Below are 26,802 nucleotides of genomic sequence, written 5' to 3'. Positions count from 1 at the left end.
ATCGTTATCGGAGAAGTTGATGCCCATGGCAAAACGGAATTTACCAAACCTGTTCGTATGCAGGGTATAATCGGCACTCAGGTCCCCGCCAAACGTCTGGGTGTTATAGAGATTGGCGTAATATGACAGCGACGTCGCGCTTGAAATATTGGCCGCGTCCAGCAGTCCCTTCAGCACGGTGTCATTCTGGTTGACTGTATAGGACTGCGTGCTGCCCAGACGGTCATTGATCGCGATGTAATACAGGTTGCCAGTGATGTGGAAATTATCCACCGGCGTCGCATCCAACCCGATCGTATAGCTGCGCGAATATTCGCCCTTCATGCTGCCAGCGCCAAGATATTTGGCAATCGCACTGTTGGCCGGCACCTGGTCCACGGTATAGCCGGGATAGGGCGCCGAGTAGAAATAGGACATCTCGCCCAGCGTTGGCGGACGGTATCCGGAATTGATATTCGCCCGGATGGCCCAGCGCTTGTTGAAATTGTAACGCGTGCCAACGGACCCGGTCGCGACAGTGGCCAGGTTGTTATAACTGTCAACACGACCGCCCAGTGTCCATTCCCATTTCTTCGTCAGGTAGAAATCAAGGTTGATGAAACCTTCATACACGTCGCGGTTCTGGTTCGTGACCGCCATGGGCACGTTGCCCGGATGGTCGGTCGCCCCCTGCCCGCCCCATGACGCGGTCTCGCCCTCGGTCATCTGGAAGGTGTCGTGACGGTATTCCGCGCCAAATTTCAGGTTGATGTCCCGGGGCAGCAGGCCGGTGTGGAACGAACGTGACGCCTTCAGCCCTGCCGTCAGTTCGGAGGAAATCGACTGGCCATCATAAAAGGACGTCTGGGTCGGGTCATAGACATATTCGCCGCCCGACGTCGTGGCGTTTTCGGAATCCTTGGTGCCGTATTTCTGCTGGTCACGCCCGTACGTGACATAGGCGTCCCACGCAAACCCGAATTTACGCGCACGAATTCCGTTATCCGTTTCGAAATCGTACTGGTCCATGGTAATGTAGGGCTGATCACCATTGGGATAAAGCGTCGGATTGACCCATATGTCCGAACCCGAATTGGCGCGGAATGTTTCCGGCACATTCGCGCGACGGTGGGAGAAGGTGGACGTGCTGTAGAAACTGAACCCGTGCGCCACGGGAATGGACATGTTTTCGCTCAGGGTCTCAAGCGTGCTTTTGGGCAGGCCAAGCCCGCGCTGCACATCACGGTCCGCCGTGGCGTTGCGGGTGGGATCGGCAAACATGGTGCCATAGAAGTCGCCACCCCGGGTCGTCGGCAACTGGTGCGTGACCTGGGCCGCAAGGTCGAGGTAGCCGCCCCGGTTCCCCAGCGCCATCGCATAGTTGGCCGAACCGTCAAGCCCCTGGCCATCGCCCGCGTAATAACCGCTGTTCTTGAAATTGACGGTGCCCCCGTGCGTATCGCGCTTGAGCACGATATTGACGGCACCCGCGATGGCATCCTGACCATACAGCGCCGAAGCCCCTTCGGTGATGACTTCGATATGGTCGATCGCCGTAATGGGAATGAGCGAGATGTCGGCCGGTTCACTGCCCCAGTTGGTGCCCGAGTTCGAATTGAAGTTCGCACCGATATGGCGGCGGTGGCCATTGACCAGGATCAGCGTGTCGTCAGGGGACTGCCCACGCAACTGCATGGTCTGGACAAACGAACTCGCGCCGCCACCGGGCAGGGCCGCGGTGGTGATGGCGGGATTGGCCTGCGCCAGGGCGGACAGCACGTTGGTCTGACCGGTCTTGAGCAGTTCGGCGCCGGTTACGACCGTCACCTGCGTGGTGCTGTGCTGGGCCGTGGCGGGCGAGAAGACGGAATTGGTCGAATGTCCCCCAACATGGATCACTTCGGGTTGCGCGGAGGCATGCACCGACGTGGGCGCGACATGGGCCGGGGTGGCTGCCTTCTTGCGCGTATCGACCTTGTAATGTTTTTCAGGGGATGAGACAGTTGCCGTCGCGGCGTCTCCCATAGCCGGCACGAACGTACCGAACGCAACCCCAGCCACCAGATATAACTTCCGCTTTGATAGGCGTGCCATCTGAATTCCCCTGCAACTCGACCCGACGTTTCGCAACGAACATGTGCAGGGTTATGATGCGCATCCGTTATGATTTGGCGTCATATGGATTATTGATATGTTGGGGAACAAGGCGGATTCTTACTTATCTATAATGAATTATACAATTGAAAATGCTACATATTTTGAAAGTGTCGCGTTTTTTGCCCACTCCCGCAAGTATCATGCCCCCTGTTTCACACCCAGGCCGTGGCAAAAACGCCAGGGGCCACCCGGAAAATACCCGCCCCCGAAAACATCCGCCCCAGGACGGCAACAGATTGACAATTCCGAAAATATCCTTATTATCAATACAATAAAGCCACACGCCCATAACATTTATGGAGTTCCAGTTGGATATACGACGACTGCAGGCTTTTGTTAAAATCATCGACCTTGGCAGCATTTCCCGTGCTGCTGACCTGCTCAATATCGCCCAGCCCGCATTGAGCCAGCAACTGGCGACACTTGAAAACGCCTTCAGGCAGAAACTCGTCATCCGCAGCAAGAGCGGCGTGACGCCCACCACCGCCGGGCAGGAACTGTACAGGCATGCCCAGACACTGACCAAGCAGTTCGACCGGGCCATGGTGGAAATCAGCCGTGGCGTCGGCCCACTGGTTGGCAAGGTTTCGGTCGGGCTGTCCCCCTACAGCGCGGGCTCCACGCTGTCGGTCAAGCTGCTGCAGCGCGTGCGTGAACACCTGCCCAACATCACGCTGCACCTGACCGAAAGCTTTGATGACATCTACAGCGAACTGATCATGACCGGGCGGCTGGACATGGCGGTCATCCATGGCGCGGGGCCGATCAAGGGCGTCATTTTCACACCCATGATGAAGGAGGAATTCTTCCTGCTCGCCCCTGACGGGCTGGAATTCCCGCAGGATGAAACCGGCGCCGTGCAACTGGCCGATATTGCCGACATACCCCTGCTGCTGCCACCCAAGCATAACTTTGTCCGCAAGAGCGTGGACATGGCCTTCATGCGCAGGCAGCTTGAACCATGCATCGTCGCGGAAATCGAGGCGCTGATCACCCTGCAGGGCGCGATAGAAGAAGGCATCGGCAGCACCATCCTGCCATGGTCCGTCGCCAGCCGGATTGTCGTGCCGGGCAGGTCGCGCATCTACCCGCTGCGCAATCCGGTCATTCAGGAAGACGTCTCGCTGTGCATTCCTGAAATCATCCCGGAAACGGAGGCCTCCGTCGCGGTGCGCGAACTGCTGATCGAACTGGCGCAGGCCATGGCGGCCGCGCATAACTGGCCCGGCACCCAGCCATTCGGCTGACGGATCAGGCAGGCTGCCGTCCGACATTGGGGCTGGTCAGCGCATCAGGTTGCAGCAGGACCGCAAGCTGTTCGGCACTGAGCAGCCGTTCCTCCACGATCAGGTCCGTCACCCTGCGGTTTTCCGACAGCGCACGCCGCGCAATGGTCGAGCAGGTGTCATATCCCAGCACCGGCACCAGCGCCGTGATGACCCCGATATTGATGTCGGACAGGTACTGGCACCGCGCCCAGTCCACCGAAATGCCATTGATGCAGCGCGTTGTCAGGGTTTCGATGGCCGCCCGCAATATCCTGATGGACGTGAACAGGCAGTAGCCGATCATCGGTTCGAACGGGTTGAGCTGCAACTGTCCCCCATCGGCGCACATGGTGATGGTCAGGTCATGCCCGGCAACCAGATAAGCAACCTGATTGACGGCCTCGGGGATGACCGGATTGACCTTGCCCGGCATGATGGAGGACCCGGCCTGCACCGCAGGCAGCGCAATTTCGCCCAGCCCGGTCCTCGGCCCACTCGACAGCAGGCGCAGGTCACTCGACATCTTCGACAGTTTCAGCGCCAGGCGCTTGAGCACGCCGGAAAACAGGACAAAGGCCCCCACATCCGATGTTGCCTCGATCAGGTCCGGCGCACCGGTCATGGGCCGCCCCGTCAGGGCACGCAGTTCCGCCACGACGGTGTGCGCATAACGCGGATCGGTATTCAGTCCCGTCCCGATGGCCGTGCCACCCAGATTGACCTGCTCAAAGGCGGTGGCATGTTCCCTTATGCTTCTGATTTCCGTGGCGATCATCGTGCGGAACGCCCCGAATTCCTGCCCCACCGTCATGGGCACGGCATCGCGCAACTGCGTGCGGCCGACCTTCAGGATCGCCCCGAACGCCCGCGCCTTTTCATCAAGTGCCGCATGCAACCCCTCCAGCGCCGCCACCAGCGGGTCAACCGCCAGCAGCAGGCCCAGCCTCAGGGCGGTCGGATAGACATCGTTGGTGGACTGCGCCATGTTGACATGGTCGTTGGGATGCAGCACCGAATATGTGCCCGGCTTTTCCCCCAGCAGCCCAAGGGCGACGTTGGCAATGACCTCGTTGGCGTTCATGTTCGTGGATGTGCCAGCACCCCCCTGCATGGCATCCACGACAAACTGCTGATGATAGGACGGATTTTCCAATATGCGCCGACATGCGGCATCAATGGCCCCGGCACGCACCGGGTCCAGATAGCCCAGCGCGAGGTTCTCCCCTGCTGCTGCCTGCTTGACCCGGACCAGTCCCTGCACCAGTTCCCCGAACGCGCCGACCGTCGTGCCGCTGATGGGAAAATTCTCGACCGCGCGCCATGTATGCACACCCCACAGGGCACCGGGGGGAATGGTGACCTCACCCAGCAGGTCGCGCTCGACACGGCTGCCGGGCTGTTCCGCCTTCTGTCCCGTGGGGCCAGACTTTGCTGCGGGCATGCAGGCCGTGGCATCTTTTGCCGGAAGGGGCATATCGGTCATTTCGGTCCATCCACATCAGGAAGAATATCATCGGGCCCGCACGAAACCGCGCAGGCGGCAGGCCCCGATCCGTTTCTGTCAGTCGGGGCGGATGTGCATGATCGTCGCGCCATACCCCAGCAGTACGCCGGGTTGCGCCACGACCTCCGTCACCGTGCCCGTCACCGGCGCGACGACGGAAAGCTGCAGGGTCTCCAGCGTCAGCAGTGCGATGACATCCCCCTGCGCCACCTTTGCCCCCACCGGGGCGAAGGGTGCATCGCGCAATGGATGGGTCAGGCACAGATGGCCGAAATACGGGGCCGTGGCCGCCACCGTCCCTGCCCCGCCATCAGGCGGCGGGGCGGCGACAGGGGCGGGAGGGGCAACACCCGGGGCGGCCTGTTCCACGCACAGGCGTAGCCGCAGGCCCGCGGCCTCATTCGTCAGTTCAAGGCTTTCCAGCCCCGCCTGCGCCAGCCATGTCGCCATCTGCACGATCTGGTCGGGGTCAGGCATCCGGTCGAAATGGGGCACCAACTGTTCGGAGCGGTTGTTCATGAGGCCGTCCTGTGCGCAAGCCAGCGTTCAAGGTAATGGATATCCACCCCACCGCGTTCGAACGCCGGGTCCGCCAGCAGGTCCTGATGCAAGGCGATGTTGGTGGCAACACCTTCCACCTTCATTTCCGCCAGTGCGACACGCATGCGCGCGATGGCTTCCGCCCGCGTTGCGCCATGACTGATGATCTTGCCGATCAGGGAGTCATAATAGGGCTGCACCGTATAGCCCGCGACCACATGCGTATCGACACGGATCCCCGGCCCGCCGGGCAGGTCCCAGCGTGTAATGGTCCCGGGCGAGGGCATGAAGGTGAACGGGTCCTCCGCATTGAGGCGACATTCGATGGCGTGGCCCCGCAAGGCGATATCGGACTGCGCGATATCCAGCGTCTCGCCCTGTGCGATACGCAACTGTTGCGCCACGATGTCGATGCCGGTCGTCTCCTCGGTAATGGGATGTTCGACCTGCACGCGGGTATTCATCTCGATGAAGGCGAAAACCCCGTCCTCATACAGGAATTCGAACGTTCCCGCGCCGCGATAGCCGATGCGCCGGCAGGCTTCGGCACAGCGTTCGCCAATCCGGGCGATCATCTCCGGCGCGATGCCGGGGGCGGACGCCTCCTCCAGCACCTTCTGATGGCGGCGTTGCAGCGAACAGTCGCGCGCGCCCAGCCACAGCGCCGTGCCGTGCGTGTCGCACAGGACCTGAATCTCGATATGGCGTGGCTTCTGCATGAAGAGTTCAAGATACAGCGTCGGATTGCCAAAGGCCTGCTGCGCTTCCTTGGCCGTCAGCATGACCGCCTGCGCCAGGTCGGCCTCACGCTCGACCACGCGCATGCCGCGCCCGCCGCCACCGCCCGACGCCTTGACGATCACGGGGAACCCCACCTCCAGCGCAATGGCCTTCACCGCGCCCATGTCGGCAGGCAGCGGCCCGTCCGACCCGGGCACGCAGGGCACCCCGGCCTCCCGCATGGCGCGCTTGGCGGTGATCTTGTCGCCCATCATGCGGATGGACGCGCCCGTCGGGCCGATGAAGGTCAGGCCCGCGGCCTCCACCGCATCGGCGAAATCGGCATTTTCCGACAGGAACCCGTAACCGGGATGGATGGCCTGCGCCCCCGTCAGTCGGGCCGCAAGCAGCAGTCCGTCAGGATCAAGGTAACTGCGCGCCGCGGCGGGAGGGCCGATACACAGGCTGACATCCGCCTCATGCACATGGCGGCTGTCCGCGTCGGCTTCGGAATGCACGGCCACCGTCTCCAGCCCAAGCTGGCGGCAGGCGCGCTGGATGCGCAGGGCGATCTCGCCCCGGTTGGCAATCAGCACCCGGCTGAAACGTCTCTTTTCACTCATGCCAGCCGCACTCATACCAGTCGGAACAGGGGTGTGCCTGCCTCCACCTCGGCGCCGTCATCCACCAGAACGGCGGCGATTTCACCCGCCTGCGTGGCGCGGACGGCATTGAATACCTTCATGGCTTCGACCAGTCCCACTTCCTGTCCAGCCTGCACCGCATCGCCCACCGCAACGTAAGGTGCGGCACCGGGAGAGGGTGAGAGGTGGAACACCCCATAAGACGGGGCCGTAATGACATGATCCGCCGCAGGCTCCGTCACCGCGGGCGCAACCGGATCGGCCACCCCTGGCGCGCGGCCCACCTCGACGGTGGGGGCCGGGAGGGCGGGAGCGACCACAGGCCGTCCCCCGCCATTGCCACGGGTGATGCGGATGCGGCAGCCGCCTTCCTCCACCTCAAGCTCCGTCACCGGAGCGCGGGCCAGAAGGTCGATCAGCCGCCTGACATGCGAGAGATCCACCGTGCCTACGCCGCGCCGGATGTCTTCTTGGCGAAGTTCAGGCCACCGACCACCTGCATGGTCGGCAGCACCTCCATGAAGCTGACATTCATGCGCTGCGGCGCCATGACGGCAAAGGCGACGGAATTGGCGATATCCTCCGGCAGAAGGGAGTCATATTCGTCAAAGAAACGCTTTTTCGCTTCTTCCATGTTGCCGATCAGGCGACCGAACACTTCGGTCTCGACCCGCGCGGGGGAGACTTCGGTCACGCGGATATGCCGCCCGAACAGGTCACAGCGCAACTGCTGCGACAGCGAATGCACGCCTGCCTTGGTGGCGTGATAGACCGTGTTGCCACCGGCAAAGGCGTAATGCCCGGCGATCGAGGTGATGTTGACGATATGCCCGCGATCACGCGCGATCATGCCCGCCACCACAAGCCGCGTCAGTTGCAGGACCGCGCGCAGGTTCACATCCACCAGCGCGTCGATATCCTCCGGCGTGGTGCTGGTGATGTTCCCGGTGCGCGACTGTCCCGCATTGTTGACCAGGATGTCGATTTCCAGTCCCTTTACCAGTGCCTCGATCCCGGCCTGGTCGGAGACGCTGACCGCATGGGGGACGCACCCGGTTTCCTGCGCCAGCGTTTCCAGTCGCGCCGCATCGCGCGCCACGGCATGCACTTCGATCCCTTCCGCTGCCAGGCGGCGGACGATCGCCGCCCCGATGCCAGAGGATGCGCCAGTGACGAGGGCGGTACGGTACGGCTGGTTGCTCATTGGTAAGAAGACCCGATTCTGAACAGAAAAACTGACACGGCCCGGCCCCACAACGGCTGCCGGATGCTCAGCCATTTCTTCATGTTACCGACCCTGCGCAACATGCGCCAAGAGCACTTCGTTCTCACGCCATAACATAATCTGATGGCCCGTCCGCATCCCCGGGCCATAAGATTATCCGATGGCCTCACAACCAGAATTGCACTGGCCATCGTTACGCAAAGCGACATAATTTCGACCGGGGCGCATGATGCCGCGAAACCTGTACCGCCATGGTTCCGGCCCCATACCTGCCCCTGGTTTTTTCGGGATGTGACCAGCACTGTTGCGGGGATTGTGTATCTTGAGCACGGATATGAGGCACGATGTGGCGCACGGTGCGGATGCACGCCCCGTTACCAGCATGATCGGCACGCGCGCCATGCTGTTCGAGGCACCGGGCGACTTCACCATGGCGCAGCAGCGCCGGATCTGGGCGCTGATGGATGCGGCGCAGGGCCGCCCTGACGTGTGTGAACTCATCCCCGGTGTCACCAACCTCATGCTGGTCTTTGCCGCCCCGCCCGCCGATCCGCAGGCCGTGGCCACATGGCTGTGCCATGCGTGGGACACCCTGCCCGAACGGCATATCGAGGGACGCCTTTTTGAAATCGGTGTGCGTTATGGGGGCGAACTGGGCGAGGATCTGGCCGCCGTCAGCGCGCATGCGGGCCTGCCGCCCGAAGAGGTCATCGCCATCCATCACGCCAATGACTACACGGTCTGCGCCATCGGCAGCGCGCCAGGCTTTGGTTACCTGCATGGGCTGGACCCGCGCATCGCAACCCCGCGCAAGACCGTGCCGTCACTGAACATGCAGGCCGGCACCGTCATCATCGGCGGCATGCAGGCGGGCATTTCCGCGCTGACGGGGCCGAACGGGTGGAACTCCATCGGCTATACCGACCTGCGGCTGTTCGATCCGTACAGACAGCCGCCCGCCCTGTTCGCCGTTGGCGATCGCATCCGCTTTTATCCGGAAAGCATCGAGCTGTGATCACGATCCTTGAAACATCGCCCCTCAATACGGTGCAGGATCTGGGGCGGCCCGGGTACCGTAACCTTGGCGTCAGCACGTCGGGCGTGATGGATCCGGTCGCCCTGCGGGCTGGCAACATCCTGCTGGGCAACAATGATGATGCCGCCTGCATCGAACTGCAGACCTACCCGTTTGTCCTGCGCCTTGATGCGGCGGCGACCTTTGTGGTGACGGGCATCGACGCCGCAATCGAACTTGACGGCCGTCCAGTCCTGCCATGGATGGTCGAGACCGCCGCCGCCGGGCAGGTCCTGCGTATCGGCCAGCCCGGCAGGGGCGCGCGGGGTTATGTCTGTATCGCGGGCGGGATTGACGTGCCCGTCGTGCTGGGGTCGCGCAGCACGCAGTTGCGCGGGGGCTTTGGCGGGCTGGATGGCCGGCCGCTGGAGGCTGGCGATACGCTGAAGACCACGGGCACCACGCTGGACATGGCGGGTTATGGCGCCCTTCCCCCTTCCGCCGTGCTGAAGGATGCCGCCGGGGAGGCGGACGGCAGGACCATCCACCTGCGCGCCATGCCCGCGACCGATTATGAACTGTTCACACCCGAAGCCCGGCAGCGTCTGTGGACGACGCCATGGCGCATCACCCCGCAGAGCAACCGCGTGGGCTATCGCCTGTCGGGCGCGCCACTGGAACTGCGCCATCGGGTTGAACTGCGGTCCTATGGTGTGATCGCGGGGATCGTGCAGGTCCCCCCGTCGGGCGAGCCGATCGTGCAGTTGTCCGATGCCAATACCGTTGGTGGCTATCCCCGGATCGCCACCGTGATCGAAGCCGACCTGTGGCGTCTGGGACAGGCGCGGATCGGCACGCATATCCACCTGCATGAATGCAGCTTCGCCGAAGGTGTGGCCGCCATGCGGCCGGTCAGCGCCTATCTGGATGACCTGCGCATGATGGCTGGCCGCTACCGCCAGTCCGCGCGCCGCCGCGCTGGCATGAAGTCAGGAGACAGGGCATGAAAATCGACCTCAATTCCGACATGGGCGAAGGGTTCGGCCGCTGGCGCATCGCCGATGATGACGGCCTGATGGATACCGTGTCGTCAGCCAATATCGCCTGCGGTTTCCATGCCGGTGACTACGCCATCATGGATCGCACCGTGCAATTGGCGAAGGAAAAAGGCGTCGGGATCGGCGCACATCCCGGCCTGCCGGACCTGATCGGTTTCGGGCGGCGCGCGATGGCGGTCTCCGATGCGGATATGGAAGCGATGATGTGCTACCAGATCGGCGCGCTGCAGGGGATTGCGGCACGGCACGGGCACCGCGTGACCCATGTCAGCTACCACGCCGCATTCGGCAACATGGCCAATGCGGATGAAGGACTTGCCCTGCGCCTGACCCGCGCCATTGCCGCGATGGACCGCGAACTGTCCGTATTCTGCATGCCCGGTCAGGCGACGGAGCGCGCGGCGGAAAAGGCAGGGCTGCGTCCGCATACCCTGTTCCTGGCGGATCGCGCCTATACGGCGGCGGGCATGCTGGTCCCACGCGGACGGCCGGGCGCGGTCATCCATGATCTGGCGGACGTGCGCGCGCGCGTGAAGCAGTTCCTGCATGACGGGTCCGTCACCACCATTGATGGCACACGCCTGCCGGTCCGTGCGCGCTCCATCCTGGTACATAGCGACACCCCCGGGTCACTGGAACTCGCACGCGCGATCCGTGCGGAAATCGAAGCCAGCGGCGGCATCCTGACCCCTGCGTGCCAGATCATGGACTGAGACATCCCTCAGCCATAAGAATTTATTATTGCCAAGAAACAAATGCCTATGACCCGAAATGCGCCCCGCGCGTTACGATGACGTAACGTGTGGCAGGCAGGGGCATGGAAAAATTGATCCTTCATGACGCGCGCCTTCGTTCATGTCGTGCATCGGGGTACGGACACAATGAAGCATGACCTGAAACGTGGTGCATTACTTCTGGCATCGGCAACATTCTTTACCGCAGCACTCAATGCCCTGCAGAAACTGACGGGTTCGACCCTGCCCGCGCTTGAAATCACCTTTTTCCGCAACCTGTTTTCCCTGCCATTCGTGCTGCTGATCGCATCACGCACGGGCATTGTCCTGAAAACGCATCATTTCGGCGGACATGTCCTGCGTTCGGTTGTCGGACTGATCAGCATGATCATGGTGGTGATTACCGTAACCCGCCTGCCACTGGCGGAACAGCAGGTCCTGTCCTACACGCAGCCACTGTTCCTGGTCCTGCTGTCCATTCCCCTGCTGCATGAACGCCCCTCCTTCCAGCGCTGGATTGCGGTGCTGATCGGGTTTTCCGGCGTGATCGTCGTCGCCCTGGGCAAGGGACTGCTGCATGGCGCCGACAGCGCGGTGCCCGCCTGGGCCTATTTCGTAGCGCTGGCGCAGGGCGGCGTAGGCGCGCTGACCACCATGCAGATCCGCCAGCTTTCGGCCACGGAGTCCAGCACCACCATCGCCCTGTGGCAGGCCATCCTGATGACGTCGATGACCGCGCTGCCGCTGCCGTTCATCTGGACCACGCCCGACCTGACTGAGGCCCTGTGCCTTGTCGCCGTGGGGGCCTTCGCCGGCATTGCGCAGGTGCTCCAGACCGAAGCCTTCGCATCGGCGCAGGTGTCCGCCATCGGTCCCTTTGCCTATTCGGGGCTGCTGTGGGCCGCACTGATCGGATGGTTCGGGTTTGTGGAAATCCCCGGCGTGGCCATGGTCATTGGCGGATTGCTGATTATTGGCTCTGGCGTGTGGATGCTGCGCCATGACCGCCCGACGAAGCAGAAAGCCGTGGCCGAGGGCACGATGGACGCCGCCACGGGCACCCCGCCATGACCCCTGCCCCATGCCTGCCGCCCCGCTGCTTCATCCCCAATTCACGGCACACCGGGAGTCCTGTCGCGTGACAACAGGTGAAATCACGACCAAGGCAAAAGGCAGGCGGGCAATTCCTGCCCGCCATGTGTTCTTCTTTCTCGTTTTCCTGATGTACGCCATCAGTTATGGCGACCGTGCCGCGCTGTCCATTGCCCTGCCGACGATGGGCAGGGAATTTTCCCTCACCCCGGTGCAGATGGGCTGGGTGTCCTCCAGTTTCCTGTGGTCCTATTTCCTGCTCAACCTGCCATCGACCATCGTGCTCGATATGGTGGGGGCACGGGCGATTGGCTCCCTGGCCGTGGGCATATGGTCCTTTGCCATGCTGCTGGGGGGCATGGCGCAGAACATCACGCAGTTCCTGCTGACGCGCATGCTGCTGGGCGTGGGGGAGGCCCCGACCTTTGGCGTTGGGGCGACGGTCGTGCGCAACTGGGCACTGCCGAAGGAGCGCGGATCGGTCATGACCATGCTCCTGACGGGCATGCAGCTTGGCCTGGCCGGTGGCACGATCGCGGGGGCCTATCTCATCACTTTCTTTGGGTGGCGCTGCGAATTCATGGCGCTGGGGGGCATTGGCATCCTGTGGGCGGTGGTCTGGTGGCTGATCTACCGCAACCCGAAGGAAAAGACCGATGCACCACGCCGGAAACCCATTTCAGTGCGGGAAATACGGAACCTGTTCCGCTCGTCTTCCTTTCTTGGCATCCTGGTGGTGCAGTGTACGCAGAATTACCTGAATTTCCTGGTCATGTCGTGGATGCCGCTCTACCTCATCCATGAACTGCATATCGACATTACCGGCACGGGCAACAGCACGGCCCTGTGTTACCTGAGTGCGGCGGCCGGCGCGGTCATCATCGGGCGGATACTGGAACAGCTTGTCTTTCGCAATGGCATCCACCCGCCCTACCGGCGTTTCATCGTCGCCATCTGCCTGGCCGGGGCCGCCACGATCGGACTGCTGCCGCAGTGCCATACCATGCTGCCCATCCTGCTGGTCCTTTCCGGCGCGCTGGCCTGCCTGATGGCAGCCAATGGCGCAAATACCGCCCTGCTGACCGACATGGTCGAAGATGGTGGGAAAATGGGGGCGGTTACGGGCGTCACGCTGACATGCAGTAACGCGCTGGGACTGCTGTCACCGATCCTGACCGGATATATCGTCGCCTGGACCGGCAGTTTCGACATGGCCTGGTATATGTGCGCCATTGCCCTGATCGTTGCGGCCCTGCTGTCGCTGGCGATGGTGCGCAACCCGATCCGGATGGACATGCAGGACGGATAACCGCCCTTTCATAGGATTGTTGTATGGGGCCAGACGATTTTCGTCGGTATCGAACCTATCGTGAAACGATCTACGATACGTTACAGGCATGTATTGTGTTGCATGAGCAGAAGTGGAGAGAGCGTCCGATGCCCGGGTTTGCGGATCGACTGAATGGAATTGGGATTTCGGCTTCCGCCGCGATGACCGACAAGGCGTCGGTGCTGAAGGCGGAAGGGGTGAAGATTATCAGCCTTTCCTCTGGCGAACCGGACTTCCCCACGCCGGAGCATGTGGTGGAGGCGGCCTTTGCCGCAGCGCGCGCGGGAGATACCAAATATCAGCCCCAGGACGGCAAACCCGCCCTGAAGAAAGCGGTGCAGGCCAAATTCCAGCGTGAAAATCACCTTGATTACGCACTTGATGAAATCCTGGTGGCCAACGGCGCCAAGCAGATCATCTATGACGCCATGATGGCCACCATCAATCCCGGTGACGAAGTGGTCCTGCCCACCCCAAGCTGGATCAGCTATGCCGATATCGCCCGCCTTGCCGGTGCGAATATCGTCTCTGTCCCCTGCCCCGCCGAAAGCGGATTCCGCCTGTCGGCCACCGCCCTTGACGCCGCCATCACCCCCAAAACGAAGTGGCTGGTGCTCAACTTCCCCGGCAACCCGACCGGTGCATGCTGCCCGCGTGAGGATATGGAGGCCATCGCCGCCGTCCTTCTGAAACATCCCCATGTCTGGATCCTGACCGACGATATCTATGAGCACCTGATCTATGACGGGTTTACCTTCTGCACGATCGCCGAAGTGGAGCCACGACTGAAAGATCGCGTCCTGACCGTCAATGGCGTGTCGAAGGCCTATGCCATGACTGGCTGGCGCGTGGGCTATTGCGGTGGTCCCCGCGCACTGATCGCGGCGATGAACAACATGCAGGGCCAGACGACGAGCGGCATCAACACGCTGGCGCAGGCGGCCGCTGTCGCGGCGCTGAACGGCCCGCAGGATTTCCTTCAGGCCCGCGCCGCCGAATATCAGGCCCGTCGCGACCTTGTGGTCAGCCTGCTCAACGCCATTCCCGGGGTGGAGTGCCATACGCCGCAGGGTGCGTTCTATGTCTATCCCGACATCAGCGGATGCATGGGCAAGACGTCGGCAGGTGGCCGCCTGATCGCGACCGATGCCGATTTCGTCATGGCCCTGCTCGAAGAGCAGCAGGTGGCCTCCGTACAGGGCGCGGCCTATGGCATGAGCCCCTTCTTCCGTATCTCCTACGCAACCGATACCACAACCCTTCGCGAAGGCTGCCGTCGTATCGCGGCTTTTGTGGATGGGCTGAAATAAGGCGCTCTCCCCCACGACAGAAGCCGGGATATCGCAGGGCATCCCGGCTTTTTTTATGATCCGCCACAGGGCATGGGTATTTCCCCCGCCCACAAGAAATTGCACAAATCATTCAAAATTTTCTGGCGAAGCTTTTTTTAAAAGCCCCCAAAAAATACCATTCCATAAGTCATTTATTTCCCATGACCGCCTCGACAAGTTCCAGCGCATTCCGCGTGGCGGCGCCATAGGTGGTATTGTCGAAAATCGTCCAGACCTCCGTGCCACGCGCATTCAGTGCCGCAATGCGCTCTGCCTGCGCCACAATGACGTCGTTCCCATAAGGCGACACATAGATGCGCGGGGAACCATGCAATCGGAAATAGGCAAGACCGTCCCATCCCCCGGGGTGCGCCGCGGATAATAATGGACGCGCCGGATCCGCCGCGACCCGTGATACCTGCTGCCGCTGCAGCATGCGTTCCACCTCCGGCTGGAACCAGCTTGCATGCCTTGGTTCCAGAACGACGGGACCGGCGATGATGGCCTTCAGATCTGTGAAGAAACGTTCTGCGACCTCGCCGGGATAGGCGAAGCCCGGAGGCAACTGAACCAGGATGGGACCACGTTTTGCACCCAAGCCCTCGGTTTCCTCGGCAAACTGCTCCATCAGCGCCCCGCAACCACCCAGGCAGCGGTCATGCGTGATGGCCCGGGGCAGCTTTACGGAAAAGCGGAACCCGGACGGCACGCCTGCGGCCCAGCGTTCATAAGTCGTGCGCCGGTGCGGGCGATAGAAGCTGCTGTTGATCTCGACAGCCAGAAGCCGCCCGGCATAGCGTTCAAGATGCGTGCCAGCCGAAGGAAACTCCCCCACCAGCGCAGCGGGGATCGACCAGCCAGCAACACCGATGCGTATGGACATGAAGGGCTGCCTTTCCATGGGGCGGAACGATTGAGGACACGTGGCGTCCGGCGGGATCCTGCCTGCCCGGTCAGGCGTTCAGACGCAGTCCCGCCTTTGCATGTGACGGGCAGGCCGAAACCTTTCCAGCCCTGCTGCTGGAGGCTAGGCCATGACGTCACGCGAGATCAAGCATCCTTCCGGCCCACGAACGTACTCCTGTTCATACCCATGACAGTCGGGGCCTTTCCATCATCGAACCAGACCAATTCTTTCCGTCATGCAGATCGTGGCATGCCATGGACCATCGCGCACCATTTTCTGATATGTCCGCATCCGGGTTCATCATGAAAATATAGATTAATACCATTCGTTTCCCTCAATTAACGAATCCCCTTCCCCTTAACCAAGGGCTAATACGACCCCATCATTTTGGAATTGACACAATATGTCTTGAACTGGAATATTCTGAAACGAAACAAGTAGTCATGATGAGAACCCGATCATGCGACTGCCATTCACATATATACGGCATGATATCTGCCATCGGCACAGGCATTGTGTTCGTATCGTTTCGGTATCGTCTCTTGTTTCCACCTGCCTTGTGTTCCCCTACCTGAAAAATACAGGCATCAGGACTTCTGGCAGCGTTCGCAATGACGACCACGTTGATCTCCTCCCCATAGGGCTGCATCCCCCATGACAGGGTGAGCGTATTCCGTAATAAAACCCGCTTTTATTACAGGCATTTACTGCCATATCATATCCGCTGTCCAAAACATGACGGAAAAACCACCATTTTCTGCAGGCCAGGCTTATCGTGTGCATGGCATCCAGGATTCTGATTTAGAAAATCCGTGGCATTTGTGATGAATTTGCAACTAAAAAATGAATTCATCAGAATTACTTGATGGCTTTTAAAACTTCTGCATTTTATTAAGTATAATACCAATACGCTGAATCCAAAATATCATCACAGCCCCCTTAAACAAAAGTTATGCACGAACAACTTTTTTGAAATTGACGATATTACGTTTCGGAAACGATACATTATACCGCTCGATATGATGTGTTTCCGAATAAATACATAGGGCGCAACGAGGAAGGAGCATTAAACGATGTCATTCCGCATAAGTCGTTATACGACTTGCCTTTCTATACTGACGACTCCTGGCCTGTGTATCCTCGGCACCGCAGCGGGCGAATTACTTTCGAGTAAATCCGCACATGCGCAGATCATTTCCCTGCCGGGGACGACGTCGGGACAGGTCATCCCGGCGAAGAAAAGCAAGAAAACACAAACAAAGGTTTATCAAAAGAAAGGAAGCGACAATAGCGAAAACATAATGGTCGTCGGCACCCATCTGGGTGCACGCGAAACGGAACAGATACAGCCAGTCGCCCTCATCACGTCGGACCAGATCCAGCAATCGTCCGCCATGACGATGGGGGAAGTGTTTTCACGCATTCCGTCCATGAACTTCTCCGGGAATTCCTACAGCAATTTCGGCGGTTCATGCATCAATATCCGTAACCTGGGTACGGCACGCACCCTTGTCCTGGTTGACGGACACCGCATGGTCGAAGGGCCCGGTGGCTGCGTGGACATGAATGCGATCGCGCCCGCCATGGTTGACCGCGTTGAAATCCTCAAGGACGGATCATCAACCACCTATGGTTCCGACGCCATTGCGGGTGTCATCAATATTACCCTGAAAAAGGACTATACGGGCACGACCCTGACCGCCAATGGCGGCATCAGTGATTCAGGAGACGCCGAAACCAGCGCACTGACCGCCACGCATGGATGGGATATCATGCATGGGCGCGGCAACTTTATCCTGAGCGGTTCCTATAACTACCAGGCTCCCGTGGATGCGAATGCCCGCAAATGGGCCATGCACGACCGTGCAGGGTGGGACAACTCCCCCGGGGCACCACAGTATTACGGCTCCACCTATACGCCCAATGGCTATTTCGTGGCCGCCAACGGTGGCGCCCCCCTGACATCCCAGCCGGGACAGTTGGGCAATTATTCCGTAACCCCCAATGGCAACGGGGGTTTCAGCCCGTTTGGCTATGCCGATGATTATGACTATTCACAAGGCAACCAGATGCTTGCGCAGCAGAGCATCCAGACTGTTGCGGGCAGCGGACATTTTGACATCACCAAGAATGTCCAGTTCTACATTGATGGCAACTGGACACACACGGCTGGCTGGTCCAAGGGCGTGCCGATGTTCATCGGCACCCCGGCAACGACACTGACGGGCAATTCGGGGGAAATGATCATTCCTTCGGGGAATCCCTACAACCCGTTCGGTGAAGACGTCGCCATGTACAAACGCATGATGGGACTTGGTGAACGTTACAGTGACCTGCAGAATGACCAGTATCAGGCCACCGTCGGCCTGCGCGGATCCATCCCGCATTCAGGCTGGTGGACATATGACGCCTTCTACTCCTTCGGCAAATCCGTTGGTGAAGAAAGCCAGAATGGCCAGATCAACTGGGTCAAGATGGAAAACGCCCTGGGCTTCCACCAGACGGGCGGTGGCGGTTCCACAACAGGATATTACGATCCTTCCGTCTGTACAAGCCAGCCGGGCTGCGTCCTGATCAATCCATTTTCGCAGACCCTGTCGCCGGCTGCGAAAAAGTATATCGGCGTCACGGACGATTATCCGTCCGGTTATGAACTTCGCGACGTGCAGGTCACATTCGCCAACAAGCATATCGCCCGCCTGCCCTATGGGCCGCTGGGTATCGCCGTAGGCGTCGAACATCGTGGACTGGACGGTTACTCCTACGCCAGTAACTTTGCTTCGAGCGGACAGGCCTCGAATTACTATTACACCAGCACATCGGGCGGATATAATGTGACCGAGGTGTTCGGTGAACTCAGTATTCCGCTCCTGAAAAACCTCCCTGCGGCCAAAAGCCTGAGTGCACAGGTTTCGGGACGTTTTTCCAATTACAACACGTTCGGACAGACATATAACTGGCATGCCGGCCTGATCTATGCGCCGACAGACAGCATCCGCTTCCGTGCCAACCTTGCGACCGGTTTCCGTGCACCGCAGATCGGTGACCTGTATGCCGGCCAGACAATCAGCCTGAGCGGCGCGCATGATCCGTGCGGACAGATTTCCGAATATGGCGCACTTGCTGGCATCGTTGCCGCCAACTGCCGTGCACAGGGCCTCAATCCCTCGACCTTCAAGCAGGTCAACAACGCCATGAAATATATCAGTGGCGGTAACCCGAGCCTCCAGCCGGAGGAATCAAGAACCTATACGATCGGGACGATCCTTTCGCCGACCTTCCTCCCCGGTTTTTCCGCGACGATTGATTATTTCCACACTTCCATCACACATGCGCTGAGCACCCCGTCCCTGCAGACCGAACTGGATGGATGTTACGAAAGCGTCAATATGTCCAGCGCCTACTGTAACGTCATTCATGGACGCGATGTGTCGGGACAGCTTAACCCCGTTTCCAACTATGAAGAAAATGTCGGCGCTTTCAAGGAAGACGGCCTCGACATCTCCGCACAGTACAACTACGACATCGACTATGCCAACTCGCTGCATTTCGGCGCGGACATTCAGGATGTCATGGCTTACAAGGAACAGAATACACCCAGCACGCCGTTTGTAAGCTACCTCGGGTCGGTTGGTACTCCGAAATGGCTGGCCAACGGCACCGCCACCTTTACCCATGGACGGTGGAGCTTCACCTATATGCTGCGCTTCATCGACGGGATGTATTATTTCCCCTCGTCCGATTATAATGCCAGCTTCACGCAGTGGTACAAGATCAATCAGACCTTCTATCATGACGTGTCCATCACCTATCGCGGCAACAAGTTCACCGTGACCGGCGGCGTGCGCAACATTGGCGGCAAGCAGCCCCAGTTCGACGCCTTGGGAGATTACAATACCGATCCCGGCATGTATGACTGGCAGGGACGCTATATGTATCTCAAGGCGCAGGTCAATTTCTGATGGGGTCTGCTTTCAAAAGATAATTCCCCGTGGAGTGCGAATTGCCTCGGCATTCAAGCCGGGGCAATTCTCGCCGACATACAGACTACAGGTGTATTCGATAACGCCTGAAACGGGCATATCCGTTGCAATAATCCCGGATAATGCCCATCCCGAACAATGGGACGCACAGGTTCCATATGAAAACCGAACCCGACCCATATCCGGATCCCTAAATGAATAGAGCAGGAAATCCGGAAGACCCTACCGGACATGCTGCGCAAACTTATGCGTGACCGATAATATGACTGGCCACACCGAGACGTCCGTCAGGGATATCCTTTTTCGATGCTGCCCTGATGTCCCGGCCTGCTGCGACATGACATCAAATTCTGGTCAGCATGGGATATATCCATGACTGGAGGGGCGAGAGAGGAAATCCCGCCCGGCTTCCCTGCCCGTATTCATCAGGAGTGCGTGCCGTCATCCCATACGCCATGCTGGCCGCATATCACGGCAATCCGGTTACGCTGGCGGCTCCAACCAGTCATGGGCACCCCATATTCAGGGACCGACCTCATATTGCATTGATGGACTTCTATTGCTCCGCAGACCCAGGCTGTTCGATGACAACCCTCATACCCCATGTTTTCCCACCGTCATTCGTTGTCAGGACAACCTGATACGTCCCGTTATTCGGGATTATAATATGGTCGAGGGGCGTATCCGTTGTCGGCCAGGTGATATTCTTGTCATCATAATGTTTCAAAGACACCGTCATCGGCATAACAGGTGTCGAAGTGATCCCGCTTATGATCGCAGCTTTCTGAATATCTTTGGGTAGCAGGGTTTCGAGAGACCTGACATCCACATCACCACCACGATTGGATGGGATACTCAGGATGGCTGAAATACATGTTTCATATTCTTTATAACTATTACTTGTGCATGGCGTCTGGATGGTGACACTCGCCGGCGTCCCATCCGGAAGCTTCACGTCTGTTGCATATGCATGGTTGGCCATCATGAGTGCTGGAACAAGGAAGAGAAAACTTTTTCTCATGGCAAGAGATACCTTACGGGAAATTAAGACAAACTCGCAGTCGGATTTGATAGCTTATGTTCTTCCCCTTTGCACAGGACATGATGAACCAGCAGTGATCAGTTAACATACTCTCCTACAATAACATATTCCCCTTAAAAATTGCGCTCATGCATCGCGCAAGGCGGCTTGGATCCACGGCCGGCCTTGGGCGCCATTTCTGGAAATGGGGCATAGCACCCGGTTATCAATGACGATCCCGCATAAATTCAGCCACAGGAAATCCTGTCATTTTGACATGAAGGGCCGTTCAGACATCAGGAATTCAACGATGCCTGCCATCATCCATCGCGGGATCTGCCGATAAGCCGCCTTCCCTGACATCTCATCTTCACAACAGGTCACATTCCATTGAACGCTGTTTTCAGATCCTGATGTCGCGGATCGACATTATCCCGGCGATAAGGCCAGATATGGAACAAGGGAGGATTTTCGTATCATTCACGAAAAAATAACAGGGAATGAGCAGGCTTGATAATAGCTGCATCTTTGGAAGATAGAGTTGGCATGATGATGGAACAGATAAAATTCAATGTAGATATAATTTAACAAAAGCGCATGCTATCATGACATCCAGCAACTGGGTTACTTCATGAAGACAAACGCGCAACCGTCATCAAAAAAGTCGAAATACAAGATAATACGCCATATTCAGAGATGCAGAGTTACACTTTTATGAAAAAAATTACAGTTATTTCGCTCTCCTTTTTGTTGAGCGGCTGTTATGGCGTTGGCTCTCAAAGACTGGACCATGATCAGCTTGATTATTCCCAAGCATTAATCGGATCTTCCAAGCAACAGACGCTCCTCAATGTTGTCCGTTTGCGATATGCTGATACCCCTGGTTTTCTGGATACGACCCAATTGATCTCTGGATACCAGTTGCAACGTAATATTTCCATCGGTGTCGGATCGGATTCCAGTCCCCTCAGGCCTGCGGGAGCCATCGGGGCGCAGATACAGGAAAGCCCGACCTTTACGTTCCAGCCTGTCACGGGGGACGCATATGCCCAGAGTTTCCTCCGCCCGCTTCCTCCCGGCAGCCTCCTGCCTCTGGCCATGGGCGGACTGCCCATAGATATTTTGTTCCGCCTGTCGGTTCAGGCGGTTAATCTCATCAACAACGTGGGGGCCATAGGTGGGGATGTGGGGAGAGGCTCTCCAGAATTTTTTGAACTCATCTACGATCTCCGCCGGTTGCAGATTGCAGGCCTCCTGGGCATACAGCTTGAACATAGCGAGGAAATACCAGGAAAAACTCCGGCTTTTGACCGGGTCTTCCTTACGATATCGTCAACCACGGATCCAATTTTGTCAAAAATTGTACAGGCGACACGTCGTTTCTTTGAAATGGGTCCAAAAGATGAGCGTGTAGAAGTCATATATGGGGCCGGAAGACCGCAACGCGGCCAGATCAGGCTCCTGACCCGCACAATGCTTGGCGTTTTAGGGCAGATTGCGTATCAAATCGACGTTCCACAAGAAGATATTGATTCAGGACGCACACTCCCCAAGGTCATCCTGATTGGAAGAAATACAAAACCAACAGTTTTTGTTCATGTCAGCGATGAACACCCACGATCATCTTTTGTGGAGATAAAATATAACAAAAAGTTTTACTACATATCCGATACGGATTTTTCCAGCAAGCTTGGCTTTACAATGCTTCAGATCCTCATGGAACTCTCAAAAACGACCAAGAATCCCGGCGCGGTACTTACAATACCCGTGAATGGGTAAAGTATACATGTGCATTCGTCACCATCAATATTTCTTTTGTAGCATCGCATAAGGCAACCGGACGTATATCTGCTGCATCATGAACAGGGTCGATACCTGCTGGCGCGCAATCATCTTTGCATATGCATGACAGCCCCCGCATAGGCAGCGATGGAGTGATCGCGCCCTGCATGCCAAAGGCACGGTTGCAGAAGGGCGCATTACCGCCAGCACGGTATTCCCGGGCACTACGCCCCCTGACAGCAGCAGGACGGTTGCGCCGCCATCCTGCATCCCCATTCCCGGTTCGCCGCAATTCACCCCTTGGCGAACTGCATCAAGACCGTGGCATAATCAGGCAATCCGGCATCAAAGCTTGCTGACATCGACCCATTGTGCACCAACGAGTTCCGCAAGCCGGTCCGGCGTCAGGCACACCGAACTGTTCCGGTCCCCCGCTGCCGGCCAGACTTCCTCAAATGCGCGCAGTGATGCATCACAGAATACCCTGACCGGATGCGGCAGTCCGAACGGGCATACACCCCCAACCTGATGGCTGGTCAGTTCCAGCACCTCCTCCGCAGGCAGCATGCGGGGCCGGTTGCCGAATGTATCCTTCGTCTTGCGGTTATCCAGCCGCCCCGTTCCTGCCATCACGACCAGAATCCGCTCCTCTCCGACCTTCAGCGCCAGCGTCTTGGCAATCTGCCCTTCCTCCACGCCCAATGCCCGCGCGGCTTCCGCAACGGTCGCCGTACTGTCCGCCAGCACCACAGGTTCGATGTCGGGGGCATGTATTTCCAAAAATGCCTGCACGGATTCCCGGCTCATCCCTATCTCCTTTGCCAATGATGGGGGGATGATTACACCTCACACGTTTCCCGAAGACAATCGCGGACCAGTGCCGCACATCCCGTCTGCATCCGGTTCCGGACAGGAGCGAACCCGCCTCCATGAAAAGCATTAAGAGCCAAGCCATATCATGTGAGGACGCGATGACAGCCACCCGACGCAACCTTCTCGCCCTTTCCGCCCTTGGCGGGGCCGCGGCCCTGATGGCGCGGCCCCTGCGTGCCCAGGATGCGCAGCATGCCGGGGACGTTACACCGACCATGGGACGGATGGCCCGAAATACGATACCGCTGAACACGGCAGCGCAAGGCCAGCGCTTTCGCCCTCCGACACGCCTCGGCATTGGCGGGGTCCCGATTGGCAACGGCTTTGCGGCAGGTACGGATGAAGATGCCGAAGCGGCCCTGGAGGCCGCCTGGACTGCGGGGGTACGCTATTTCGACACATCGCCCTGGTATGGCCTTGGCCTGAGCGAGCGGCGGTTCGGTCACTTCCTGCATACACGACCACGGGATGAGTTCGTACTATCGACCAAGGTCGGTCGTCTGCTGACGGCCGCGCCCAAGCCTCCCGACGGGACGATGTGGCATGATCCCTCGCCTTTCGCCTATCGCTATGACTATACCGCAGACGGGGTCCGGCGCTCGATCGAGGACAGCCTGCAAAGGCTGGGCCTGTCCCGGATCGACATTGTCTATATCCATGACCTGTCCCCTGAAAACAGGGACATGGGTGACAAATGGACCAGCTATTTCGACCAGGCCGCCAAGGGGGCGATTCCGGCACTGACCAGGATGCGCGAGGACGGAGTCATCAGGGCCTGGGGGCTTGTGGTCAACACGCCCCAGGCCGTCCTGCGCACCCTTGAAATCGGTGATCCCGACATTGTCCTGCTGGCAACGCAATATTCCATCCTGCGACATGACGAGGCCCTGTCGCACACGCTCCCTGCCCTCGCGCCACGTGGTATTTCAGTTGTCGTCGGGGCGCCGCTGAACGCAGGCTATGCCGCGGGCCGCAATCGTTATGATTATCAGGGCACGATCCCGCCCGGAATGGCGCACAAACGGGACGCGATGGAGGCTGTCGTCAAACGGCACGGGATTGACCTGCGCACGGCCGCACTTCAGTTCGCGGCGGCCCATCCTGTGGTTGCTGCCGTGATTCCGGGGGCACGCAATGCCGCACAGATGCAGGCCAATGCCCGTTCCATGGAGGTCTCGATCCCATCTGCATTATGGGATGAACTCAAACACGAAAAGCTGATTGCACAGGCTGCTCCGGTCCCCGTCCCCCTGTAAGAAAGCCATGATGCAGCCAGCAGGGTTTGGGATTGGCCCGACAAAAAGTCCAGAAATCATATAAAAGTTTTTGGGTGCCGCCTTTTTTCAAAAAGGCGGCGTTCTTTGAAGCTTTTTGGGAAAAAGCTTCACCAAAAACTTCTATTCCCCATCAATCCTACCCAAACTGCGAAAAGGCCCAAGCCGGGACGAAAGGTAAAGCCGGTTCATCCGGCGCAGTTCATCCGGTGCCCCCGGTGCCGTGGGCGCATCGCCATGGATCATGCCCACCATGACTTTCATATTGTTCAGAACAACAGCGGCAATGTCATCCGCCGTTTTCTGGTCCAGTCGAGGGGCACATGCCCGAAGCGCCGTTGCGATTTCAAGGAGCGCCTGGCCGCGCAAGCGCGCACGAAGTTCCGTCCTGTCCGTGTGCGCGCCCATCAGCGCCGGGAGCGATTGCACACGGGGATAGAGCCTTGCCATCAGGTCAATCAGGCCATCGGCCAGTTCATCGGGGGGCAGGCCTGACGCGCGACATCCGATCGCTTCGTATTCTTCCTGCAGGATCGCCATATGCTGCTGCAGCAATGTCTCGGCAATGGCCTCCTTGTTGGGAAAGAAGCGATAGAGCGAACCGATCTTCGCCCCGGCCCGCGCGGCTATTTCTGCCATTGTCGTCGCATCGTAGCCACGTTCCGCGATGAGGTCGGATGCGGCCGCCAGCAGTTCGGCCACGCGTTGCCGCCCGACGGCCCGCCGGGGTTGAAGGGGCGCACGCTTTTCGCTTGACGTACTTGAGTCCATCCTCAAATAGTGTCCCTGTTTGAGTGTATGCTCAACTTCTATCAACTCCTTCCATCCCGGACAACGCCCCGGCATGCAGGAGCCTGATAACAGGAGAAGACCGCCATGACATCGTTTTCTGCGTCCCGGACCGCCCTGATCCTGATCGACCTGCAGAAGGGCATCGTCTCCCATCAACTGGCCCCCTACACGGGAGGGACGATTGTCGAACGTTCAAAAACCCTTGCCGCACGCTTCCGCGCCGCCGGTGCGCCGGTCATCCTGGTCAATGTCGCCTTCGCCCCCGATTTTGCCGACGCCCTGCATACCCCCGTCGATCTGCCGTTCGCACCACCGCCGGGTGGCTTTGCTCCTGACTGGACCGATCTGGCCGAAGGGCTGGCGCAGCCGGGCGACCTGCACGTCACAAAGCGGCAGTGGGGCGCTTTTTACGGGACGGATCTCGACCTTCAGTTGCGGCGGCGCGGCATCACCACCGTGGTCATTGGCGGCATTGCGACGAACCTTGGCGTGGAATCCACCGCCCGCGCGGCGCATGAACATGGCTACGCCGTTGTCCTCGCCGAAGACATCACCTCCACCTTTTCCGAAGAGATGCAGCGTTTCGCATATGACTGCATTTTCCCCCGGCTTGGCCGCGTGACGACAAGCTCCGCGATCGAACTGGCATCCTGAAGCCAGAAGACCGAACCTTGCAAGACGCATCCCCTTCCGCCCGGCTGCCTGCCGGCATCTGGAAAATCGTCAGTGTTGCGGCCATCGGGTCCTTCATGTCGCAACTGGATGCGACGATCGTCAATGTCTCGATCCCGGATCTGGTCACCACGCTGCACGCGCCATTTTCCACGGTCCAGTGGGTGGTCAGCGGGTATCTGCTGGCGCTGGCCCTGACACTCCCCCTGAACGGATGGCTTGTTGACCGGTTTGGGGGGCGGACCATCTATCTGGGGTGTTTTGCCGGGTTTACGGTGACATCCGCCCTGTGCGCACTGGCATGGTCTGCGCCGTCGCTGATCGCGTTCCGCGTCCTGCAGGGCATGGCGGGCGGCCTGCTGGCCCCCATGGCGCAGATGACGATTGCCCGCGCCGCCGGAAAGCAGCTTCCCCGGGTCGCGAGCGCCGTCACGCTTCCCATACTGCTGGCCCCACTTCTCGGTCCCGTCGTGGCCGGTGGCATCCTGTCGGTTGCGTCCTGGCGATGGATTTTCCTGCTCAACCTGCCATTCGGGCTTGTCGCGCTGCTGCTCGCCAGTATGTTCCTGCCCGATGACAGACAGGAATGCCGTCCGCGCAGGCTCGACATTGCCGGGCTGGCACTGCTGTCCCCGGCCCTGATCGCGCTGCTTTATGGCACCGATCATATAGGGCAGCGAACGGGTCAGGTGCTCCTGTGCCTGGCTGTCGTCATGGGCATTCTCTATCTGCGATAGGCGCATCGGAAAGGAGCGCATGCGCTGATTGATCTGGCGCTGTTCCGGGCTCCGGTCTTCTCCGCGAGACTGTGTAGAATTTTGTGCGGTGGCACTTTTTCAGGCCATTGGGAAACGATCATCGAACATGATGGCGAGCTGGCATCTGACAGCATACCATTCGC

Annotated in this window: 20 protein-coding genes and 2 pseudogenes; 12 read left to right on the top strand and 10 right to left on the bottom strand. The window is 59.2% G+C overall.

The genetic code is table 11. The annotated features are described in order from the left end of the window. Positions 1 to 2,073: pseudogene (locus tag CFR72_RS06400) on the bottom strand (TonB-dependent receptor plug domain-containing protein); the annotation flags it as partial. 371 nt (positions 2,074 to 2,444) lie between these two features. Here CFR72_RS06400 and CFR72_RS06395 point away from each other — a divergent pair. Then, positions 2,445 to 3,383 (top strand): LysR substrate-binding domain-containing protein, encoded by a 939-nt coding sequence (locus CFR72_RS06395; protein ID WP_193713629.1) that lies wholly within the window; start codon positions 2,445 to 2,447, stop codon positions 3,381 to 3,383. Between the two features lie 4 nt (positions 3,384 to 3,387). Here CFR72_RS06395 and CFR72_RS06390 read toward each other — a convergent pair whose 3' ends face one another. The 5 genes from CFR72_RS06390 to CFR72_RS06370 form a co-directional block, all read right to left on the bottom strand. Beyond that, on the bottom strand, positions 3,388 to 4,845 hold the full coding sequence (locus CFR72_RS06390) for an aspartate ammonia-lyase (RefSeq protein ID WP_244182199.1): 1,458 nt from the start codon (positions 4,843 to 4,845) through the stop codon (positions 3,388 to 3,390). Positions 4,846 to 4,965: 120 nt separating this feature from the next. After that, positions 4,966 to 5,427 (bottom strand): biotin/lipoyl-containing protein, encoded by a 462-nt coding sequence (locus CFR72_RS06385; protein ID WP_110913166.1) that lies wholly within the window; start codon positions 5,425 to 5,427, stop codon positions 4,966 to 4,968. After that, positions 5,424 to 6,791: an acetyl-CoA carboxylase biotin carboxylase subunit gene (gene accC / locus CFR72_RS06380; protein WP_110913165.1), complete on the bottom strand. Its 1,368-nt coding sequence runs from the start codon at positions 6,789 to 6,791 to the stop codon at positions 5,424 to 5,426. Before accC ends, CFR72_RS06385 begins: the two co-directional genes overlap by 4 nt. A gap of 11 nt (positions 6,792 to 6,802) precedes the next feature. Then, positions 6,803 to 7,255: an acetyl-CoA carboxylase biotin carboxyl carrier protein gene (locus CFR72_RS06375; protein WP_110913164.1), complete on the bottom strand. Its 453-nt coding sequence runs from the start codon at positions 7,253 to 7,255 to the stop codon at positions 6,803 to 6,805. Between the two features lie 5 nt (positions 7,256 to 7,260). Then, on the bottom strand, positions 7,261 to 8,016 hold the full coding sequence (locus CFR72_RS06370) for an SDR family oxidoreductase (RefSeq protein ID WP_110913163.1): 756 nt from the start codon (positions 8,014 to 8,016) through the stop codon (positions 7,261 to 7,263). Positions 8,017 to 8,371: 355 nt separating this feature from the next. Between CFR72_RS06370 and pxpB the strand changes: the two genes are divergently transcribed. The 6 genes from pxpB (at position 8,372) to CFR72_RS06340 (ending at position 14,576) form a co-directional block, all read left to right on the top strand. Continuing rightward, positions 8,372 to 9,052, top strand: coding sequence for a 5-oxoprolinase subunit PxpB (gene pxpB / locus CFR72_RS06365; RefSeq protein WP_110913162.1), 681 nt, complete (start codon positions 8,372 to 8,374; stop codon positions 9,050 to 9,052). Continuing rightward, positions 9,049 to 10,059 carry a 5-oxoprolinase subunit C family protein gene (locus CFR72_RS06360; protein WP_110913161.1) on the top strand — a complete coding sequence of 337 codons (1,011 nt, stop codon included), beginning with the start codon at positions 9,049 to 9,051 and terminating at the stop codon, positions 10,057 to 10,059. The genes pxpB and CFR72_RS06360 overlap by 4 nt, the downstream gene beginning before the upstream one ends. After that, complete coding sequence (locus CFR72_RS06355; RefSeq protein ID WP_110913160.1) at positions 10,056 to 10,823, top strand: LamB/YcsF family protein; 768 nt, start codon at positions 10,056 to 10,058, stop codon at positions 10,821 to 10,823. Before CFR72_RS06360 ends, CFR72_RS06355 begins: the two co-directional genes overlap by 4 nt. Positions 10,824 to 10,991: 168 nt before the next feature. After that, positions 10,992 to 11,915 carry a DMT family transporter gene (locus CFR72_RS06350; protein WP_110913237.1) on the top strand — a complete coding sequence of 308 codons (924 nt, stop codon included), beginning with the start codon at positions 10,992 to 10,994 and terminating at the stop codon, positions 11,913 to 11,915. Positions 11,916 to 12,066: 151 nt separating this feature from the next. Beyond that, the gene (locus CFR72_RS06345) at positions 12,067 to 13,245 is read left to right on the top strand and encodes an MFS transporter (RefSeq protein WP_110913236.1); all 1,179 of its coding nucleotides are present in this window, start codon (positions 12,067 to 12,069) and stop codon (positions 13,243 to 13,245) included. A gap of 128 nt (positions 13,246 to 13,373) precedes the next feature. After that, the gene (locus tag CFR72_RS06340) at positions 13,374 to 14,576 is read left to right on the top strand and encodes a pyridoxal phosphate-dependent aminotransferase (protein WP_110913159.1); all 1,203 of its coding nucleotides are present in this window, start codon (positions 13,374 to 13,376) and stop codon (positions 14,574 to 14,576) included. Between the two features lie 169 nt (positions 14,577 to 14,745). Here the strand turns inward: CFR72_RS06340 and CFR72_RS06335 are convergent, their stop codons facing one another. Further along, positions 14,746 to 15,480: a DUF72 domain-containing protein gene (locus CFR72_RS06335; protein ID WP_110913235.1), complete on the bottom strand. Its 735-nt coding sequence runs from the start codon at positions 15,478 to 15,480 to the stop codon at positions 14,746 to 14,748. A 1,325-nt stretch (positions 15,481 to 16,805) separates the two neighbouring features. Here CFR72_RS06335 and CFR72_RS06330 point away from each other — a divergent pair. Beyond that, a complete protein-coding gene (locus CFR72_RS06330) occupies positions 16,806 to 19,466 on the top strand; it encodes a TonB-dependent receptor plug domain-containing protein (protein ID WP_167400314.1) in 2,661 nt (886 codons plus the stop codon). Between the two features lie 577 nt (positions 19,467 to 20,043). On the opposite strand, the gene CFR72_RS06325 is transcribed toward CFR72_RS06330, so the two are convergent. Next, the gene (locus CFR72_RS06325; RefSeq protein ID WP_110913157.1) at positions 20,044 to 20,508 is read right to left on the bottom strand and encodes a hypothetical protein; all 465 of its coding nucleotides are present in this window, start codon (positions 20,506 to 20,508) and stop codon (positions 20,044 to 20,046) included. Between the two features lie 714 nt (positions 20,509 to 21,222). On the opposite strand from CFR72_RS06325, the gene CFR72_RS06320 reads away from it, so the two are divergent. Then, positions 21,223 to 22,287 carry a hypothetical protein gene (locus CFR72_RS06320; protein WP_110913234.1) on the top strand — a complete coding sequence of 355 codons (1,065 nt, stop codon included), beginning with the start codon at positions 21,223 to 21,225 and terminating at the stop codon, positions 22,285 to 22,287. Positions 22,288 to 22,635: 348 nt separating this feature from the next. Here the strand turns inward: CFR72_RS06320 and CFR72_RS06315 are convergent, their stop codons facing one another. Next, on the bottom strand, positions 22,636 to 23,097 hold the full coding sequence (locus CFR72_RS06315; RefSeq protein WP_110913156.1) for a YbaK/EbsC family protein: 462 nt from the start codon (positions 23,095 to 23,097) through the stop codon (positions 22,636 to 22,638). A 164-nt stretch (positions 23,098 to 23,261) separates the two neighbouring features. Between CFR72_RS06315 and CFR72_RS06310 the strand changes: the two genes are divergently transcribed. After that, positions 23,262 to 24,419: an aldo/keto reductase gene (locus CFR72_RS06310; protein ID WP_110913155.1), complete on the top strand. Its 1,158-nt coding sequence runs from the start codon at positions 23,262 to 23,264 to the stop codon at positions 24,417 to 24,419. 141 nt (positions 24,420 to 24,560) lie between these two features. Here the strand turns inward: CFR72_RS06310 and CFR72_RS06305 are convergent, their stop codons facing one another. Continuing rightward, complete coding sequence (locus CFR72_RS06305) at positions 24,561 to 25,208, bottom strand: TetR/AcrR family transcriptional regulator (RefSeq protein ID WP_110913154.1); 648 nt, start codon at positions 25,206 to 25,208, stop codon at positions 24,561 to 24,563. Between the two features lie 105 nt (positions 25,209 to 25,313). On the opposite strand from CFR72_RS06305, the gene CFR72_RS06300 reads away from it, so the two are divergent. After that, positions 25,314 to 25,883, top strand: coding sequence for a hydrolase (locus CFR72_RS06300; protein WP_110913153.1), 570 nt, complete (start codon positions 25,314 to 25,316; stop codon positions 25,881 to 25,883). Positions 25,884 to 25,927: 44 nt separating this feature from the next. Continuing rightward, positions 25,928 to 26,802, top strand: a pseudogene (locus CFR72_RS06295) (MFS transporter); the annotation flags it as partial.

This window comes from Gluconacetobacter entanii, from assembly GCF_003206495.1.
In the GTDB taxonomy this organism is placed as follows: Bacteria; Pseudomonadota; Alphaproteobacteria; order Acetobacterales; family Acetobacteraceae; genus Novacetimonas; species Novacetimonas entanii.
This window is presented reverse-complemented; position numbering and strand designations above follow the sequence as displayed.